At 70.5% G+C, this 17,725-nt stretch carries 15 protein-coding genes and 5 tRNA genes; 6 read left to right on the forward strand and 14 right to left on the reverse strand.

Going from position 1 to position 17,725, the window contains the following annotated elements:
• Positions 1-129: 129 nt before the first annotated feature.
• The 3 genes from OG776_RS14675 to leuC form a co-directional block, all read right to left on the reverse strand.
• Positions 130-360, reverse strand: a complete 231-nt coding sequence (locus tag OG776_RS14675; RefSeq protein WP_148010642.1) for a hypothetical protein — start codon at positions 358-360, stop codon at positions 130-132.
• A gap of 289 nt (positions 361-649) precedes the next feature.
• The gene (gene leuD, locus OG776_RS14680; RefSeq protein ID WP_148010641.1) at positions 650-1,243 is read right to left on the reverse strand and encodes a 3-isopropylmalate dehydratase small subunit; all 594 of its coding nucleotides are present in this window, start codon (positions 1,241-1,243) and stop codon (positions 650-652) included.
• Between the two features lie 3 nt (positions 1,244-1,246).
• Positions 1,247-2,674 carry a 3-isopropylmalate dehydratase large subunit gene (leuC, locus tag OG776_RS14685; RefSeq protein ID WP_148010640.1) on the reverse strand — a complete coding sequence of 476 codons (1,428 nt, stop codon included), beginning with the start codon at positions 2,672-2,674 and terminating at the stop codon, positions 1,247-1,249.
• Between the two features lie 190 nt (positions 2,675-2,864).
• Here leuC and ndgR point away from each other — a divergent pair, with 190 nt between their 5' ends.
• Positions 2,865-3,581, forward strand: coding sequence for an IclR family transcriptional regulator NdgR (gene ndgR, locus OG776_RS14690; RefSeq protein ID WP_148010639.1), 717 nt, complete (start codon positions 2,865-2,867; stop codon positions 3,579-3,581).
• Between the two features lie 161 nt (positions 3,582-3,742).
• Here ndgR and OG776_RS14695 read toward each other — a convergent pair whose 3' ends face one another.
• Complete coding sequence (locus OG776_RS14695) at positions 3,743-4,360, reverse strand: DUF4188 domain-containing protein (protein WP_148010638.1); 618 nt, start codon at positions 4,358-4,360, stop codon at positions 3,743-3,745.
• Between the two features lie 81 nt (positions 4,361-4,441).
• On the opposite strand from OG776_RS14695, the gene OG776_RS14700 reads away from it, so the two are divergent.
• Complete coding sequence (locus tag OG776_RS14700) at positions 4,442-5,086, forward strand: MerR family transcriptional regulator (protein ID WP_148010637.1); 645 nt, start codon at positions 4,442-4,444, stop codon at positions 5,084-5,086.
• A gap of 117 nt (positions 5,087-5,203) precedes the next feature.
• On the opposite strand, the gene OG776_RS14705 is transcribed toward OG776_RS14700, so the two are convergent.
• From OG776_RS14705 to OG776_RS14750, 10 genes are all read right to left on the reverse strand, one after another.
• Positions 5,204-5,276, reverse strand: a tRNA-Glu gene (locus OG776_RS14705).
• 23 nt (positions 5,277-5,299) lie between these two features.
• A tRNA-Gln gene (locus OG776_RS14710) sits at positions 5,300-5,371 on the reverse strand.
• A gap of 33 nt (positions 5,372-5,404) precedes the next feature.
• A tRNA-Glu gene (locus OG776_RS14715) sits at positions 5,405-5,477 on the reverse strand.
• A gap of 62 nt (positions 5,478-5,539) precedes the next feature.
• Positions 5,540-5,612 (reverse strand) — tRNA-Glu (locus OG776_RS14720).
• A 41-nt stretch (positions 5,613-5,653) separates the two neighbouring features.
• Positions 5,654-5,725, reverse strand: a tRNA-Gln gene (locus tag OG776_RS14725).
• A 90-nt stretch (positions 5,726-5,815) separates the two neighbouring features.
• Positions 5,816-6,547, reverse strand: a complete 732-nt coding sequence (locus OG776_RS14730; protein ID WP_148010636.1) for an HAD family hydrolase — start codon at positions 6,545-6,547, stop codon at positions 5,816-5,818.
• Positions 6,548-6,583: 36 nt separating this feature from the next.
• Entirely contained in the window at positions 6,584-8,788 is a 2,205-nt protein-coding gene (locus OG776_RS14735) for a FlgD immunoglobulin-like domain containing protein (protein ID WP_148010635.1), read from the reverse strand.
• Between the two features lie 225 nt (positions 8,789-9,013).
• Positions 9,014-10,486 (reverse strand): glutamate--tRNA ligase, encoded by a 1,473-nt coding sequence (gene gltX / locus OG776_RS14740; protein ID WP_329321027.1) that lies wholly within the window; start codon positions 10,484-10,486, stop codon positions 9,014-9,016.
• Positions 10,479-11,267, reverse strand: a complete 789-nt coding sequence (locus tag OG776_RS14745; RefSeq protein WP_148010633.1) for a fumarylacetoacetate hydrolase family protein — start codon at positions 11,265-11,267, stop codon at positions 10,479-10,481. Before OG776_RS14745 ends, gltX begins: the two co-directional genes overlap by 8 nt.
• 120 nt (positions 11,268-11,387) lie before the next feature.
• Positions 11,388-11,576 carry a hypothetical protein gene (locus OG776_RS14750; protein ID WP_187285707.1) on the reverse strand — a complete coding sequence of 63 codons (189 nt, stop codon included), beginning with the start codon at positions 11,574-11,576 and terminating at the stop codon, positions 11,388-11,390.
• 598 nt (positions 11,577-12,174) lie between these two features.
• Between OG776_RS14750 and OG776_RS14755 the strand changes: the two genes are divergently transcribed.
• The 4 genes from OG776_RS14755 (at position 12,175) to OG776_RS14770 (ending at position 17,482) form a co-directional block, all read left to right on the forward strand.
• Positions 12,175-15,993 carry a nitrate- and nitrite sensing domain-containing protein gene (locus OG776_RS14755; RefSeq protein WP_329321030.1) on the forward strand — a complete coding sequence of 1,273 codons (3,819 nt, stop codon included), beginning with the start codon at positions 12,175-12,177 and terminating at the stop codon, positions 15,991-15,993.
• Positions 15,994-16,002: 9 nt separating this feature from the next.
• Positions 16,003-16,416 carry a roadblock/LC7 domain-containing protein gene (locus OG776_RS14760; protein ID WP_010984127.1) on the forward strand — a complete coding sequence of 138 codons (414 nt, stop codon included), beginning with the start codon at positions 16,003-16,005 and terminating at the stop codon, positions 16,414-16,416.
• 111 nt (positions 16,417-16,527) lie between these two features.
• Entirely contained in the window at positions 16,528-16,926 is a 399-nt protein-coding gene (locus OG776_RS14765) for a DUF742 domain-containing protein (protein ID WP_148010631.1), read from the forward strand.
• On the forward strand, positions 16,907-17,482 hold the full coding sequence (locus OG776_RS14770) for a GTP-binding protein (RefSeq protein WP_028802395.1): 576 nt from the start codon (positions 16,907-16,909) through the stop codon (positions 17,480-17,482). The genes OG776_RS14765 and OG776_RS14770 overlap by 20 nt, the downstream gene beginning before the upstream one ends.
• Positions 17,483-17,725 lie beyond the last annotated feature (243 nt).

Genomic DNA, 17,725 nt, shown 5'->3' on the forward strand with positions numbered 1-17,725 from the left:
TTCGGAGACATTGCCCGAACGAATGCGTTCAAGCTTTTTCGCACGTTAGGCAGATATATACCGCAAATCAAACACGAAACGGGCTAATCACCCTTGTGCCGCAACGAACTCGGGCTGCAGCGGAGTTCCTCAGCGTTCCCCTTCGAGGAATCGGCCCTCGTCGAGGTCGGTGGTGAACCGCTCCAGCCGCCTTGCCGCATCGGCGAGATCGTGCTTGGCCACGGCCGTAATGACCAGCAGCTTCCGGGTCAGCGCCATCCGTACGCCCTCCGGGACTTGCAGTGCACGCACTCTTGTGTGCGCTTCCTTGAGTTGGCCCGCGACTGCCGTATAGAGCTCGAGTTGGCCGTCGTGTTCCATGCACAGATTGTGCCATCTGGGGCGAGTTGTCGCCTGCCCAGGGGGTAACTGCCGCGCCCCGAGGGGGTCCTGGGCGCCTCCGGGGGCCGCCGGCACAAGATGCGCCTACCCAGGCAATTCCCTTTACAAATCGGGTAGTTGGAGCCTCTCAAGGGGTCGCACGGAGGGCTTCGGAGGGCAGACACAGCTGTACCCCCAACCGTCCACGATTGGGGGTACAGAGGGGTGTTGCGGTGGCTGAAATCAGCTGTGCGAGGGCCGCGCGACGGGGCGCGCCGCGCGGCGGAGGTCAGACCTGGAGCGTCTTCGGCTTGTACGACGGCCGCTTGACCTCGTACTCCGCGATGTCGCCCTCGTTCTGGAGGGTGATGGAGATGTCGTCCAGGCCGTTCAGCAGCCGCCAGCGGGCGTTCTCGTCGAGTTCGAAGGCCGCGGTGATGCCCTCGGCGCGCACCTCGCGGGCCTCCAGGTCGACCGTGATCTCGGCCTGCGGGTCCCGCTCGGTGAGTTCCTGCAGCGCGTCCACGGTCTTCTGCTCCAGAACCACCGTGAGCAGGCCGTTCTTGAGCGAGTTGCCCCGGAAGATGTCGGCGAAGCGGGACGAGACGACGGCCTTGAACCCGTAGTTCTGCAGCGCCCAGACGGCGTGCTCGCGCGAGGAGCCGGTACCGAAGTCGGGGCCGGCGACCAGGACCGTGGCGCCCTTGCGCTCGGGCTGGTTGAGGATGAAGGACGAGTCCTTGCGCCAGGCCTCGAACAGCCCGTCCTCGAAACCGTCCCTGGTCACCTTCTTGAGCCAGTGGGCGGGGATGATCTGGTCGGTGTCGACGTTGCTGCGGCGCAGCGGGACGGCCCGGCCGGTGTGCGTGGTGAATGCTTCCATGGCTTATCGGACTCCAGCGGGCGTACGGGCGTCGGACAGGTCGGCCGGGGAGGCCAGATGGCCCAGCACGGCGGTGGCGGCGGCGACCTGCGGGGAGACCAGGTGCGTACGACCGCCCTTGCCCTGCCTGCCCTCGAAGTTGCGGTTGGAGGTGGACGCGGAGCGCTCACCGGGGGCCAGCTGGTCGGGGTTCATGCCCAGACACATCGAGCAGCCCGCGTGCCGCCATTCCGCGCCGGCCTCCTTGAAGACCACGTCCAGGCCCTCGGAGACGGCCTGGAGGCCGACCCGCGCGGAGCCGGGGACCACCAGCATCCGTACGCCCTCGGCGACTTTGCGGCCCTCGACGATCGCGGCCGCGGCCCGCAGGTCCTCGATGCGGCCGTTGGTGCACGAACCTACGAAGACGGTGTCGACCTCGATGTCGCGCAGCGGCTGTCCGGCGGTCAACCCCATGTATTCCAGGGCCTTTTCGGCGGCCAGGCGCTCCGAAGCGTCTTCGTACGAAGCCGGATCGGGGACGGCCGCCGAAAGCGGCGCGCCCTGGCCGGGGTTGGTGCCCCAGGTGACGAACGGGGCCAGCGAGGGGCCGTCGATGACGACCTCGGCGTCGAAGACCGCGTCCTCGTCCGTCCGCAGCGTCTTCCAGTACGCGACCGCCGCGTCCCAGTCCTCGCCCTCGGGTGCGTGGGCGCGTCCCTTGAGGTAGGCGAAGGTCGTCTCGTCGGGGGCGATCATGCCCGCGCGGGCGCCGGCCTCGATCGACATGTTGCAGATGGTCATCCGGGCCTCCATCGAGAGTTTCTCGATGGCGGAGCCGCGGTATTCCAGGATGTAGCCCTGGCCGCCGCCGGTGCCGATCCTGGCGATGATCGCCAGGATCAGGTCCTTCGCGGTGACGCCGTCGGGCAGCTCGCCGTCGACCGTGATGGCCATGGTCCTGGGGCGGGCCAGCGGCAGCGTCTGGGTGGCCAGCACGTGCTCGACCTGCGAGGTGCCGATGCCGAACGCCAGGGCGCCGAAGGCTCCGTGCGTGGAGGTGTGCGAGTCGCCGCAGACCACGGTGGTGCCCGGCTGGGTCAGGCCCAGCTGCGGTCCCACCACGTGGACGACGCCCTGCTCGACGTCGCCCAGGGAGTGCAGCCGTACACCGAACTCGGCGCAGTTCTTGCGCAGTGTCTCCAGCTGGGCCCGGGAGACCGGGTCCGCGATGGGCTTGTCGATGTCGAGGGTCGGGGTGTTGTGATCCTCGGTGGCGATGGTGAGGTCGAGACGCCGCACCGGGCGCCCCGCCTGACGGAGACCGTCGAAGGCCTGGGGGCTGGTCACCTCGTGCAGCAGGTGCAGATCGATGTAGAGGAGGTCGGGCTCGCCCTCGGCGCGCCGGACGACATGGTCGTCCCAGACCTTCTCCGCGAGTGTCCTACCCATCGCTTTCCCTCCGGCCGGCCTGTGTGGCGCCGGCCCAACTAGAGATTTCCGGGGCGGCAGACGTTCGTACCCCTCGTCCGGACGTCGTCCGCCAGGCCCGTCGGTCCGCGGGCCGCTGTGTCTACCAGGGTGGCGCGTTCCACCGGAAATTGAACTTGCGTTTCACAGAGTGAGACGCGAGTATCGTTTCATGGACAACAGTAGCGGCGTCGGCGTACTGGACAAGGCAGCCCTTGTCCTGAGCGCTCTGGAGTCCGGTCCGGCCACCCTCGCGGGCCTGGTCGCGGCGACCGGACTGGCACGGCCCACGGCACATCGTCTCGCCGTGGCCCTGGAACACCACCGCATGGTGGCGCGTGACATGCAGGGGCGTTTCATCCTCGGCCCCCGCCTCTCCGAGCTGGCCGCGGCCGCCGGCGAGGACCGGCTGCTCGCCACGGCGGGCCCGGTGCTCACGCATCTGCGGGACATCACGGGCGAGAGCGCCCAGCTCTACCGCCGCCAGGGCGACATGCGCATCTGTGTCGCCGCGGCCGAGCGTCTGTCCGGTCTGCGGGACACGGTCCCGGTCGGGTCCACGCTCACCATGAAGGCCGGGTCCTCGGCGCAGATCCTGATGGCCTGGGAGGAGCCGGAGCGGCTGCACCGGGGTCTGCAGGGCGCCCGCTTCACGGCGACGGCGCTGTCGGGCGTACGGCGCCGCGGCTGGGCCCAGTCGATCGGTGAGCGCGAGCCGGGTGTCGCCTCCGTCTCCGCGCCGGTGCGGGGGCCGTCGAACCGCGTGGTGGCCGCCGTCTCGGTCTCCGGGCCGATCGAGCGCCTGACCCGGCACCCGGGCCGCATGCACGCCCAGGCGGTCATCGACGCCGCCGGCCGCCTCTCGGAGGCCCTGCGCCGCGCGGGCTGAGCCGCACCCCGGGTCACGTGGGGGAACGAGCCGGCCTCAACGCCGCGGCAGGCTCACCCCCGGAACCCGCACCACCGACATCCCACTCACGCCCGCAGGGACGCCCGCAGGGGCGCGAGGAGTCGCGCGCACCCGGCCGCGGACTGACCCGCGCGGGCCCATCAACCCGCACCGCCCCCGGCCTCCACCTCCGCCTCCACCCCGGAACCCGCGCTCGGCGCATCCGGTGCACCCGGCGCTCCCATGGGCGCCGCCACCGGCTCCGCCTCCGAAGCCGGCGCGGTCCCCCGGTAGGCGAACCGGTCCGCCCCGCGCCGCCCCCGCTTCTCCACCGGCAGCGACCCGTGCGCCGCGGCCAGCCCGAACGCCGGCATGTCCGCGTAGATCGACTCGTAGGACCCCTCCGGCACGACGTACGTCTCGTGCCAGAGCCCCACATGCCGCCGGAGCCGGCCCGCCCGCTCCTTACGGTTGATGATCGCCCACGCCCGGTGATGGAACATGTCGGGCGAGGAGGCGTACGCGTAGAGCTTCTCCTTGGACTCCCAGTACTGGACGACGTAGTACGTACGCGGGGACGCCGTCAGCAGGACGCGGCCGAGCAGGCCACGGCCCGGCTGCTTCTCCAGTTCCCGCAGCATGCGCAGCATGGCGAGGAACACCGGCACCCACTGGTGCACCGCGTAGAAGTGGTTGACGCGCATGCCGATCAGCAGCACGACGACATCTCCCTCGGCGGCTGCGGTGGTGCGTCCTGCGGTCACGCGGGTGCCGGACATCTCGTCCCCTCCGTCGGCGAGCGGCGCCGCCCCCGGGCGCCATGCTTGGATAGTCGCGCTACCCAAGGAGGGGCGCAAGAGATGCGGCTGGCGGAGTTGAGCGAGCGGAGCGGGGTGTCCACCGCGACGATCAAGTACTACCTGCGGGAAGGGCTGTTGGCCCCCGGCCGTCAGGTCAACGCGACGACGGCGGACTACGCAGAGAGCCATCTGCGCCGGCTGCGGCTGGTGCGGGCCCTGATCCAGGTGGGCCGGGTGCCGGTGGCCACGGCGAGGGAGATCCTCGGGCACGTCGACGACGAGTCCCTGGGCCGGACGATCCGGCTGGGGGCGGCTCTGTGGGCGCTGCCGCAGGAGCCCGAACCGGACGAACAGGACCCGGCCGTCGGGTCGGCGCGCCGCGCGGTGGACCAACTCCTCGCGGATCTGGGCTGGGAGACCGCCCGGGAGCTCGCCCCGCTCTCCCCCGTGCACCGTTCGCTGGTGGCGGCGGTGGCGGCGCTGATCCGGCTCGGCTATTCCTGGAACGCCGAACTCCTGGCACCGTACGCGGAGTTGATGCACCAGGTGGCCATGCGGGACCTGGACCATCTGGAGACGCACGCGTCCGACGCCGAGCGGGTGGAGACCGCGGTCGCCTCGGCCGTGCTCTTCGAGCCGGTGCTGCGGGCGCTGCACCGGCTGGCGCAGGAGGAGGAGTCGGCGCGGCGGTACGGCATCGAGTGAGCGGTGCGTGCGGGCGCGCGCAACCACGGTGCGGCGAGACGGGAAACGGGGCGAGAGACGCGGGCGCCCGGGAACGCCTACGGGCCCCCACCGAAGTGGAGGCCCGCAGAACTCTTGTACCCCCGACCGGATTCGAACCGGCGCTACCGCCTTGAGAGGGCGGCGTGCTAGGCCGCTACACAACGGGGGCCTTGGATCTTGCGCAGATCCGCGCTGGGCTACCAGGACTCGAACCTAGAATGACGGTACCAGAAACCGTAGTGTTGCCAATTACACCATAGCCCATAGTGGTCTAGACCATTAGATGGCTGAGACCAGTACCCCCGACCGGATTCGAACCGGCGCTACTGCCGTGAGAGGGCAGCGTGCTAGGCCGCTACACAACGGGGGCCCTAGCGATCCTGCATGAGAGGCAGCGGGTGCGACCCGGACTGCCTCCCTGGGAAGGATCTGTACCCCCGACCGGATTCGAACCGGCGCTACTGCCGTGAGAGGGCAGCGTGCTAGGCCGCTACACAACGGGGGCTTTGCGGAATCGATCTCCGCGGTGCAGATAAGCTCTGCGAGCTGGCCTACCAGGACTCGAACCTAGACTAACGGAACCAGAAACCGTCGTGCTGCCAATTACACCATAGGCCACTGAAACTCAATCCCCTGTGGGGATCTTGTTTTAGCTTGCGCCTCCGATCCCTGGCCTTTCGGCCCGCTCTCGGCGGCGCAGGAAGAACATTACCCGAAGGTGGACGGCGCTCCAAAACGGGTATCGGCGCCGAGGACCGCGGGGAGTTCGGCCAGCGACGCGATCCGGTGCGGACCCGTCGGCGGGCCCCCGGTGGCGGTGTGAGTGCCGTCACGGTCGACCCAGATCGAGAGCAGGCCCGCCTCGGCGGCGCCCCGTCCGTCGATCTCCGGGTGGTCACCGACGTAGGCCACCCGGTGCGGTGCCAGGCCCAGGGCCTCGCAGGCCGCGTGGAAGGCGGCCGCGGCGGGCTTGGCGACGCCGAGTTCGGCGGCGCACAGGATCGCCTCGAAGCGGTCGTGCACACCGAGGACACGCAGCTTGCGGTCCTGCACGAGAAGGCTGGAGTTCGACAGGACCGCGTGCCGGTGGCTGGCCACGAGCCCGTCGAGGACGGGCAGCACGTCGGGGAAGAGGGACCAGGCGGACTCGTAGTGGGTGACGTAGCGGTCGAACCAGGCGTCGGCCTCGGCATCGCCGAGCGGCTCCCCCAGGAACACCCGCACCCGGTCCCGGCGCTGGCCCTGCCAGTCCGTCTCGCCCGCCGAGAACCGCGCCCACTGCGCGTCGGTGATCTCGCGCCAGCGAGCGAGGGCCTGCTCGACGGTCGTGTCGCCGAGCAGGCCCTCGGCCGCAAGGTGCGCGCGCATTCCGGCCCGGTCCGCGCTCGTGTAGTCGAAGAGCGTGTCGTCGACGTCCCACACCACGGCCTGCACGGTCATGGTCCGACAGTAGCCCCGGGCGCGCCGGGCCGTCCGTCAGTCGACGGTGGTCGTGCCGGTCAGCAGGAGGTCGGGCCCCTGGTGGTCACGGGGCACGGCGGTCAGCTTCCAGGTGTACGACCCCCGGGGCGCCCTTCCCCCGGCCGTGGTCGCGCCGTCCCAGGAGGCGCGCACCGCGGCGGCGGTGGAGGAACCGGTGAGGGTGCGGACGACCGTGCCGGTGGTGCTCGTCAGCTGCAGGGTCCAGGCCGAGGGCTTGCTCAGCTGCCACACCGGCCGCCACGGCTCGGCGACGGTCGGGCCGGGCGCGGCGTCGGTCTGCGCCTCCATCTGGGCGAGCGGCGAGGTGGGGACACCCGCGGTGACGATCGCCACCTCGCCGCGGTCGGTCTGGTACGCGACGTTGCCGCCGAAGCGGTCGGCGGTCCAGCGGCCGGTGTTGCCGCCCGTGTCCCGGTCGGCCGTGGGCAGGACGGCCACCGTGCGGGTGATCGCCGACCCGGCGTGGAAGTCGGTGAGCAGCAGTTCGTGCGTGGTGCGGTTCTCGCGGAGCAGGTAGCCGTCGGCGAGCCGGGCCTGGCCCGCCGGCACGCTGATGGCGCGGCTGGTGGCGCGGTCGTAGACACCCGCGGGTCCGGACGCGCCGCAGCTCCAGTACAGCCAGGCGTCGACGGCCTGGATCTCGCTGGGCGTGCAGGGGGCGCCGGTGGCGACGGTGGCCACGTTCTTCCTGGACTTCAGGTCGTAGGCGACGACGCTGCCCAGGGAGCTGCCCGGTGTCCACAGGCGCTGGCCCCAGACGGCGGCGGCGGTGCGGGTGCGGTCGAGCGCGGTCCCGCCGTCGGCGCCGCGGGGGAAGTCGGCGACCTTCTGCACGCCCGGTGTTCCGCCGTTGTAGAGGACGTAGCGGCCGGTGCCCGTGCCGATGCGTCCGCCGGAGGCGCCGGTGGCCTCGGTCGCGAACGAGTTCGGATCGCGTCCCGTGACGTGGACGGACTCCTTGCCGTCCGCGTCGGTGGACAGGTACGCGAATCCGCCGTCACCGAGTGCCTCGAACTGGGGGCAGGCCACGTCTCCGGCCAGGCACGGCGAGAGGTTCAGCATCGAGGCGCGGTAGGTCTGGGGTCCGGCCGGCCGGCCCGCGGCGTCGAGCTGGACGCCGTGGACGGCGTCGTAGCCGCCCTGGCCGGTGGTGTTGCCGTACATCAGGAGCTCGCCGCCGGAGAGCATCATGCCGCCGACCGTCGCCCGGTCGGCCCCGACGTCGAGCACCGGCGCGGCGGTGGCGCCGGTCTCGGTGGGCGTGACCCGGTAGACGTGCCAGTCGGCGCTGGACGGGCCCGCCGTGGCGAGCAGGCCGCCGTCGAGGGTGGGGGTGTAGCTGCCGCTGGAGCGGTCGATGACCGTGGTCCGTGTGCCGTCGGCGAGGGAGATGCCCACCAGCCGGTAGGTGTCGGGGCTGAACACCACGGACGGGTTGGCGAGCATCAGCTGGTCGCCGACGACGCCCTGGATCTTGTAGTCGCCGTAGGTGGGGACCGGTACGGGGTCGGTGCCCGGTGCCGCGTCCACCCGGGCCACCTTGTTCGCCGCGACCAGCCACCGGTCGTCGAACCTGATCGGCGCGGTGGTGAGGGCGCCGGTGATGTACGAGCGGAAGGTGCCGTCGGCGAGGTCGAGCAGTCCGAGCGTGTCGGCGCCGTCGACGGTGTAGCCGACGGCGAGCCTGCGCACCGAGCCGCCGGTGCGGAACACGCCGTCCGGCGTCGCCCCGGCCGGAAGGCCGGTGACCGGGAGGTCGGTGGTGGTGCCGTCGCCGGCCGCGCGCAGGACGTGCAGGGCGCCGTCCGCGTCCTGGGTGACCACGCTCCAGCCGACGGCGGCCTTGTAGGTCTGCCCCTGTGGCACGGTGAGCGTGACGGTCACCCCGGTGGACTGGTGCTTCTGGGTGACGGTGCCGACGCCCGTGGTGGTGACCACGTCGGTGCCGGTGGCCAGGTCGTCCGGGCCGGCGTGCGCGGGCGGTGTGTAATCCGGGTAGTCCGCCCGGAGCGAAGCCGGCGATCCGGTGTCGGGGAGCGTGTAGCGGAAGCCGGAGGCGCCCGCCCAGCCGAAGAGCACCTCGGGGGGCGTGGCCCGGTTCAGCTGGACCGTGGCGACCGGGGTGTCGGCGGCGGGCGCGGCCTGGGCGGGCACCGTCTGCACCGCGCAGGTCAGGGCCACGGCTCCGCCGAGAGCCATCCCGACAAGTCTTCGTGAACGGGTCACGTTCGTCTCCCCTGGAACATGGTGGGCAGACGCGTCCACGCCTGCCCGAACATCCAAAGGGGCTTTGGAGAGCGGGAGTTGACGGGAGGGGTGAACTTCCGGTGACCGCTGGGTGTACAGCGGCGGGGCGGTGTCCGAACCGGACACCGCCCCGCTGTCACCGTGCTGTGGGTCCGCCGCGGCGCGCGCGGCGGGGCGCTACGACGCCGTGAGCCTCGCCAACGCGGCGTCGACCCGCGCCAGCGCCTTCTCCCTGCCCAGGATCTGCAGGGACTCGAAAAGGGGCAGGCCGATCGTGCGGCCGGTGACGGCGACCCGGACCGGGGCCTGGGCCTTGCCGAGCTTGAGGCCGTGCTCCTCGCCGGCGGCCAGGACGGCCTCCTTGAGGGAGTCCGGGGAGAACCAGTCGGCGGCGTCCAGCTTCTCGCGGGCCGTCCGCAGGAGCGCGTCCGAGCCCTCCTTCATCGCCTTCGCCCAGGAGGCCTCGTCGTGGGCCGGCTCCGGGAGGAACAGGAAGTCCACGTTGTCCGTGATCTCGGAGAGGACCTTCAGGCGGGACTGCGCGTGCGGGGCGATCGCCTGCCACTTCGCGTCGTCGAAGTCCTCCGGCGCCCAGGGGGCGAAGGGGGCCTTCAGCCAGGGGGCGCAGCGTTCCGTGAAGTCCTTCACGTCGAGCAGCCGGATGTGGTCGGCGTTGATCGCCTCGGCCTTCTTGAGGTCGAAGCGGGCCGGGTTCGGGTTCACGTCCGTGACGTCGAAGGCGGCGACCATCTCGTCGACGGAGAAGATGTCGCGGTCCGCGGCGAGCGACCAGCCAAGCAGGGAGAGGTAGTTGAGCAGTCCCTCGGGCAGGAAGCCGCGCTCCCGGTAGAGGTTGAGCGAGGACTCCGGGTCGCGCTTGGACAGCTTCTTGTTGCCCTCGCCCATGACGTACGGGAGGTGGCCGAAGGCGGGGGTCGTCTTGGCGATGCCCAGCTCGGTCAGCGCCTTGTAGAGGGCGATCTGCCGCGGGGTGGAGGAGAGCAGGTCCTCGCCGCGCAGGACGTGGGTGATCTCCATCAGGGCGTCGTCGACGGGGTTGACGAGCGTGTACAGGGGCGCGCCGTTGGCTCGCACGATCCCGTAGTCGGGCACGTTCTCCGGGAGGTACGTGATCTCGCCGCGGACCAGGTCCGTGAAGGTGATCGTCTCGTCGGGCATCCGGAAGCGGACGATCGGCGTGCGGCCCTCCGCCTCGTACGCGGCCTTCCGCTCGGCGGAGAGGTCACGGCAGTGGCCGTCGTAACCGGAGGGCTTGCCCGCGGCGCGGGCGGCGTCGCGCCGGGCGTCGAGTTCCTCGGTGGAGCAGTAGCAGTGGTACGCGTGGCCGGCGTCCAGCAGCTTCCGGGCGACGTCCTTGTAGAGGTCCATCCGCTGCGACTGGCGGTAGGGCGCGTGCGGTCCGCCGACCTCGGGGCCCTCGTCCCAGTCGAAGCCCAGCCAGCGCATCGCGTCGAGCAGCTGGCCGTACGACTCCTCGGAGTCGCGGGCCGCGTCGGTGTCCTCGATGCGGAAGACCAGGGTGCCCTCGTTGTGCCGGGCGAACGCCCAGTTGAACAGGGCGGTGCGAACCAGCCCGACATGGGGGTTGCCGGTCGGGGAGGGACAGAAACGTACACGGACGTTAGCCACGCTTGATCACCTTGTTGGTGAGAGTGCCGATGCCTTCGATGGTGACGGCGACCTCGTCGCCGACGTTCAGGGGGCCGACGCCGGCCGGGGTGCCGGTGAGGATCACGTCGCCGGGGAGCAGCGTCATGGCCTCGGTGATGTTGACGATGAGGTCCTCGACGGAGTGGGTCATCTCACTGGTGCGGCCGAGCTGGCGCTGCTGCCCGTTGACCGTGCACTGGATGGTGAGGCCCTCGGAGACGGCGGCGAGATCCAGGTCCGTCTCCACCCAGGGGCCGAGCGGACAGGAGTTGTCGAAGCCCTTGGCCCGTGCCCACTGCTTCTCGCGCTTCTGGACGTCGCGCGCGGTGATGTCGTTGGCGCAGGTGTAGCCGAGGATGACGTCCTTCACCCGCTCGCGCGGGACCTCGCGGCACATCCGGCCGATGACCACGGCGAGCTCGGCCTCGTGGTGCAGCTCGCTGGAGAAGGAGGGGTAGTGGATGTCGTCGCCGGGGCCGATCACCGAGGTCGAGGGCTTGAAGAAGGCGAACGGGGCGTCGGGCACCTCGTTGCCCAGCTCCTTCGCGTGCTCCGCGTAGTTGCGGCCGAAGGCCACGACCTTGTTCGGGAGCACCGGCGGCAGGAGCCGGACCTTGCCGAGCGGGACCTTCGTGCCGGAGAGCTCGAAGTCCGCGAACGGGATGCCCTTGATGATGTCGAGGACGAGCTCGTCCGGCTTGTCGCCCTCGACCGCGCCGAACGCGACGTTGCCGTCGATGGAGAACCTGGCGATGCGCACGGGATCCTTGCGCCCCTCACTGAGCTGGCTGGAGTCTGACGCCCCAGGCTAACGCGGGGAGGGGGCCGCGCCCCGCGCATATACGTCGGCGCGGTGAGCGGGCGGCGGCCGGCGGCCGTACTACTCGGCGACAGAGGCGGCGACCGGGGCCTCCATGAGGATGGTGCGACGCGGGTTGGCGGTCTGGGCGGGGAGGTCGATCGAGTGCTCCGGCTGCTCCTGCGCCTGCAGCGCGTCGGCGTCCTCGAGGTGCGCCAGCGTGGTGCGTCGCGGGTTGGCTATGTTGCGGAACATCATCGTCGTCTTCACTGTGGTGTTCGACCTCGTCAGAGCGGGCGCCGGGGGGACTCAAGAGCCGCCGCGTCGGCGCGGGTTGTCGGATTTGCCATCCCTGTAAAGCGCCAGGCTAAACATGCGATTCCCGGTAGAAGCCGTGAAGACCTCATGATCGGCGTGTGAGTTTGCTCACTAGGCGGCTGGCAAACCGGTCAATTCAGGCCGCCCGTCCGTCGCTTCGAATCGGACATTGCTCCACTGAACCCAACATTCCGCTCCTGATCATGGCGACTGGGACACCCCGTCGACCTCACTGGATCGTAGGGATAAGACCGGAATGTACGAGATCACTTTCTACGTGTCGTGACCTTTCCCTCACAAGCTGTCACGGTGGTCACAGCCTGGTACATGGGCCTTGTTGGAGATCCTGCACTGTGCTGGAATTCCACGGACCGCCGCGGGATCGAACCGGCGCGCAGGAGGCGCGACTCAGCGCCGAGTGGCGGCGGGGAGGGGGAGCAGCGCCGGTCACTCACGACCACACCAGGGGGCGCGTCTGCGCCCCTGAACGACGCCGACACCGTCCCGCCGTTTGCGCGGAGGGGCGCCTGGTCCAGAGGTTGCGACGCTAGTGCAGGGACGTTTCAAGAGGGATGGCAGCGCTCCGGCGGAGCCGGAGCCGCACGGCGGGACCGACCGCGGTTCCTCGCCCCAGCACGCCCAGAACCCGGGACAATCAGAGCTCGGCGGTGGTGAGCGCTCCGCGCGCCCCGGTGCCGCGGCTCCCGAGACCCCACCGGTGAAGCCGAAGGCCCCTCCGGGCCCCGGCTCCCGCGTGGCACTGCGCAACTGGCGCATCTCCACGCGCCTGGTGTCGCTGCTCGCTCTCCCCGTGGTCGCCGCGACCACGCTGGGCGCGCTGCGCATCAACCAGTCCATGGACGACATCCAGCAGCTCGACAACATGAAGCTGCTGACGGACATGACCAAGCAGGCGACCGAGCTCGCCGTGGCGCTCCAGCAGGAGCGCGACGGGTCGGCGGGTCCGCTGTCGCAGGGGGTCAAGCCCGACAAGTACGAGATCACGTCGGTCCGCAGCGCCACGGACCGCGCCAAGGCGCAGTTCCTCTCCGGTACCCAGGAGATAGACGACGCCAGCGCGAGCGGCCAGCTCTCCGGTGTCCGCGACAGCCTCGTCGCCATCGCCGGCGAGCTGAACAAGCTCGGCACCATCCGCAACTCGGCCTACAGCGACCCGCTGAACTCCTCGCAGACGGTCGACGGTTACCACCGGCTCATCACCGAACTGATCAACCTCTCCCAGGACATGGCGGAGGCGACCAGCAACCCGGAGATGATCCAGCGCACCCGCGCCCTGTCGGCCTTCTCCTCGGCCAAGGAGTACGCCTCCATCCAGCGCGCGATCATCGCCGCCGCGCTGCCGGCCAAGCCCGACCGGTTCGGCAAGCTCTCCGAGAACGACCGGCTGTACGCGACCTCGGCGCAGGACAGCGAGGCCTCGGAGCGCACCAGCTTCGCGAGCATCTACGGCGCCGGCGCCGAGAAGCTCACCGAGACGATCGACCAGGGCAACCCGACCATCCAGGCGGCGGACCAGTACTCCAAGCGCGTACTGGACTCGACGGGCGGTCTGAGCACCCAGGACAAGAAGTCGTCCAAGGACTGGTTCGACGCCGACACCACCAAGATCGACACGATGTCGAGGATCGAGATCACGCTGCTCGGCGAGATGACGCAGAAGTCCCGTGAGCTGAAGAACGCCTCCCAGCAGGAAGCGATCATCTCGGGTGCGCTGATCCTCCTCGTCCTCGGTGTCTCCCTCGTCGGCGCCTTCGTCGTGGCCCGGTCCATGATCCGCTCGCTGCGCCGTCTGCAGGACACCGCGACCCGGGTCGCCCAGGACCGCCTGCCCGAGCTGGTCAAGCAGCTCTCGGAGTCGGACCCGCAGGACGTCGACACCTCCGTCGAGTCGGTCGGTGTGCACTCCCGGGACGAGATCGGCAAGGTGGCCGCGGCCTTCGACGACGTACACCGCGAGGCCGTCCGCCTCGCCGCCGAGCAGGCCCTTCTGCGAGGCAACGTCAACGCGATGTTCACCAACCTCTCGCGCCGTTCCCAGGGCCTCATCCAGCGTCAGCTCTCGCTCATCTCCGAACTGGAGTCCCGCGAGGCCGACCCGGACCAGCTGTCCTCGCTCTTCAAGCTCGACCACCTCGCGACCCGCATGCGCCGTAACGGTGAGAACCTCCTCGTTCTCGCCGGTGAAGAGCCCGGCCGCCGCTGGACCCGTCCGGTCCCGCTGGTCGACGTGCTCCGCGCCGCGGCCTCCGAGGTGGAGCAGTACGAGCGCATCGAGCTGGCCTCGGTCCCCACGACCCAGGTCGCCGGCCGGGTCGTCAACGACCTCGTGCACCTGCTCGCCGAGCTCCTCGAGAACGCCACCTCGTTCTCCTCCCCGCAGACCAAGGTCAAGGTCACCGGTCACGCCCTGCCCGACGGCCGGGTGCTGATCGAGATCCACGACACCGGTATCGGCCTGTCCCCCGAGGACCTCGCCGCGATCAACGAGCGGCTCGCCTCGCCGCCCACCGTGGACGTCTCCGTCTCCCGGCGCATGGGCCTCTTCGTGGTCGGTCGTCTGTCCCAGCGTCACGGCATCCGCATCCAGCTGCGTCCCTCGGACTCCGGCGGCACCACCGCGCTCGTCATGCTCCCCGTCGATGTCGCCCAGGGCGGCAAGAAGGCTCCGGGCAAGCCGGGCCAGGGCGCTCCGTCGTCCGGCGGTCCGGCCGCCGCGCAGGCCTCGGCCGGTGTGGCCGCGGCCCGCCGCTCGGGTGGCCAGGGCGGTCCGTCCCTCGGTGCGGGTGCGCCCGCCGCCGGCGGCGGTCTGCTCGGCGGCGCTCCGCAGCGCGGCCAGGTAGGCGCCGGACAGGGTCCGCGGGCCGCGCTTCCCGGCAGCGGTCAGCCGGGTGCTCCGGGAGGAGCCCGCGGGCCGCAGGGTCCGGGCAGCCCCCAGCAGGGCAGGCCGGCCCCGGCCGGTGCCGGCGCGAATGTCTTCGGCCAGAACCCTCCCGCCGCCTCGCAGGGCCCCGCGGCCGGTGCCCCCCAGGGCTTCGGCGACGGACCCGGCACCCGCCAGGGCTTCAACTTCGGTGACAGCGCCCCCGCGGCGACTCCTCCGCAGCAGCAGCCCCAGGGCAACAAGGGCGGCGGACGTCGCCGCCCGCAGCTGCCGGGACGCGGTGGTCCGCGTGCCGAGCTGCCCGGCGGCAGCCCGCAGCAGTCCCGGCCGAGCTGGAGCGACGAGAACGCGCAGCCGCCCGTGCCGCGCGCCTCGCTGGACTCCCCGCGCGGTCACGAGGAGACGGACGTCACCTCGCGCATGCCGCGCGTCGACGACCGGCAGGGCCCGGCCTCGACCTCGGAGATGCCCCGCATCGACGACCGTCACGGCCCCGCCTCGACCTCCGAGTTCGCCCGTCCCGACTTCGACGCCCCGCGCCCCGGTGCGGGTGCGCCGCAGAACGGCGGCCAGGCCTACGGCCAGAACACCGGCCAGAACACCGGCCAGTTCGTGCGACCGGACGTCTACGGCAACGCGACCGCGAACCCCGCCTCCACGGGTCAGTTCGCGAACCAGGGTTACGGCAACGGCCAGGGCCCCGCGTCCACCGGCCAGTTCGCCGCCCCCGGTTACGGCAACCCGCAGGACCCCTCGTCCACCGGCCAGTTCGCGCGGCCCGGTTACGGCAACGGCCAGGACCCTTCGTCCACCGGCCAGTTCGCCGCCCCGGGCTACGGCAACGGCCAGGATCCCTCGTCCACCGGCCAGTACGAGCGACCGCAGCAGCGGCCCGCGCGTACTCAGGAGCCGGAGGCGCTGCCGCCGGCCTCCGGTCCCGGTGACGGACGTACGCCGCTGTACGACACGCTGGAGACCAACTGGTTCCACGGTCAGGCGAACGGCTCCCAGAACGGAGCGCACAACGGCGTTCCGAACGGCGTTCAGAACAACGGCCAGAACTCGGGCCAGAACGGCGTCCAGAACGGCGCGTACACCAACGGCTCGCAGCCTCCCCAGCAGCAGCCCCAGGCTCCCGTCGCCCCCCAGCGGGCCGCCACCCCACAGGCCTCCGCCTCCTGGCGGACCTCTCCGAACGACGATCTCGGCCGACAGGCCGAGCGCGTCCGTCAACCGTCGGCGGGCGGGGTCACCACCTCCGGCCTGCCGCGCCGGGTACCGCGTGCCAACCTCGTCGCGGGTACGGCACAGCAGCAACAGCACCAAACAGGTCCGCAGGTCTCCCGTGCGCCCGATGACGTACGCGGCCGGCTGACCAATCTCCGTCGGGGCATTCAGCAGGGTCGCCAGGCCGGTACCGGCCAGACCGGCAGCTTCCCCAGCCCCACTCACCAGCAGGAGCGTTAGTTGAGCCCGATGAGCCAGGCCGCACAGAATCTGAACTGGTTGATCACCAACTTCGTGGACAACACCCCCGGGGTGTCCCACACCGTCGTCGTGTCCGCCGACGGGCTCCTTCTGGCGATGTCCGAAGGATTCCCGCGCGACCGCGCCGACCAGCTGGCGGCCGTCGCCTCCGGGCTGACCTCACTGACCGCCGGGGCCTCCCGGATCTTCGAGGGCGGCACGGTGGCCCAGACGGTCGTCGAGATGGAGCGCGGCTTCCTCTTCCTCATGTCCGTCTCGGACGGATCGTCCCTGGCAGTCCTCTCCCACCCCGAGTGCGACATCGGCCTCGTCGGCTACGAGATGGCACTGCTCGTCGACCGGGCGGGTGCCGTACTCACTCCGGACCTGCGCGCCGAACTCCAGGGAAGTCTGCTCCACTGACGGGTCCTGGTTCTACCGACTGCACGAAATCACCGTCCGGCCGCCACAATCCCCCCACCGGCCCCAACAGACGGCTCGACTGACCGACCTGCTGTCCCGCCCGGAGGATTCATGACCCCGCCCACCGCCTCTCATGATCCGTACGCTGAGCCGTACGGGGACGAGGGCGACCAGCCGCTGGTACGTCCGTACGCGATGACCGGCGGCCGGACCCGGCCGCGGTACCAACTCGCCATCGAGGCACTGATCAGCACGACGGCCGACCCCACGCAGCTGATGGGGCTGCTCCCGGAGCACCAGCGGATCTGCCACCTGTGCCGTGAGGTCAAGTCGGTGGCCGAGGTGTCGGCCCTCCTGTCCATGCCGCTCGGCGTGGCCAGGATCCTCGTCGCGGACCTCGCGGAGGCCGGACTCGTCGCCATCCACCAGCCTGGCGGCGATGAGAACAACGGCGGCGCGCCGGACGTGACTTTGCTCGAAAGGGTGCTCAGTGGACTTCGCAAGCTCTGACGGAGGTCGGGCGACCACCTCCGCGAAGATCGTGGTGGCGGGCGGCTTCGGCGTGGGCAAGACCACGTTCGTCGGCGCCGTCTCGGAGATCAACCCGCTGCGCACCGAGGCCGTCATGACGTCCGCGTCCGCGGGCATCGACGACCTCACGCACACCGGAGACAAGACGACCACCACCGTCGCCATGGACTTCGGCCGCATCACCCTGGACCAGGACCTGATCCTGTACCTCTTCGGTACGCCCGGTCAGGACCGCTTCTGGTTCATGTGGGACGACCTGGTCCGCGGCGCCATCGGCGCCGTGGTGCTGGTGGACACCCGCCGCCTCGCCGACTGCTTCCCCGCGGTCGACTACTTCGAGAACTCCGGGCTGCCTTTCGTCATCGCCCTCAACGGCTTCGACGGACACCAGCCCTACAACCCCGAGGAAGTGCGCGAGGCGCTGCAGATCGGCCCGGACGCCCCGATCATCACGACGGACGCCCGGCACCGCGCGGACGCCAAGAGCGCGCTCATCACCCTGGTCGAGCACGCCCTCATGGCCCGCCTGCGCTGATACCCAAGTCGACAGGCCCATAAGGAAGTTGTCGTAGGCATATGGGAGCCGGCTGTGTCGTTTGACACGGCCGGCCACAGTGTTCATAACGTTTCGACATGGAATTCGATGGGCACCAACACGCATCGCGGTCACCCGGTGCCGCTGCGCTCATAAAAGCCCCGTCTTTTGACGGGGCTCGCTCTTTATGACCGTTTTATCTGGGGGATGCATCACTCGGAACCATCGGTTCCGAGTGTTTGG

Origin of the sequence: Streptomyces sp. NBC_01689, assembly GCF_036250675.1 — a bacterium.
In the GTDB taxonomy this organism is placed as follows: domain Bacteria; phylum Actinomycetota; class Actinomycetes; order Streptomycetales; family Streptomycetaceae; genus Streptomyces.

Coding starts and splice junctions, on each gene's coding strand:
- OG776_RS14760 (WP_010984127.1), top strand. CDS start 16,003: ATGAGCCAGGCCGCACAGAATCTGAACTGGTTGATCACCAACTTCGTG.
- leuC (WP_148010640.1), bottom strand. CDS start 2,674: ATGGGTAGGACACTCGCGGAGAAGGTCTGGGACGACCATGTCGTCCGG.
- OG776_RS14730 (WP_148010636.1), bottom strand. CDS start 6,547: ATGACCGTGCAGGCCGTGGTGTGGGACGTCGACGACACGCTCTTCGAC.
- OG776_RS14735 (WP_148010635.1), bottom strand. CDS start 8,788: ATGGCTCTCGGCGGAGCCGTGGCCCTGACCTGCGCGGTGCAGACGGTG.
- ndgR (WP_148010639.1), top strand. CDS start 2,865: ATGGACAACAGTAGCGGCGTCGGCGTACTGGACAAGGCAGCCCTTGTC.
- OG776_RS14695 (WP_148010638.1), bottom strand. CDS start 4,360: ATGTCCGGCACCCGCGTGACCGCAGGACGCACCACCGCAGCCGCCGAG.
- OG776_RS14700 (WP_148010637.1), top strand. CDS start 4,442: ATGCGGCTGGCGGAGTTGAGCGAGCGGAGCGGGGTGTCCACCGCGACG.
- leuD (WP_148010641.1), bottom strand. CDS start 1,243: ATGGAAGCATTCACCACGCACACCGGCCGGGCCGTCCCGCTGCGCCGC.
- OG776_RS14765 (WP_148010631.1), top strand. CDS start 16,528: ATGACCCCGCCCACCGCCTCTCATGATCCGTACGCTGAGCCGTACGGG.
- OG776_RS14675 (WP_148010642.1), bottom strand. CDS start 360: ATGGAACACGACGGCCAACTCGAGCTCTATACGGCAGTCGCGGGCCAA.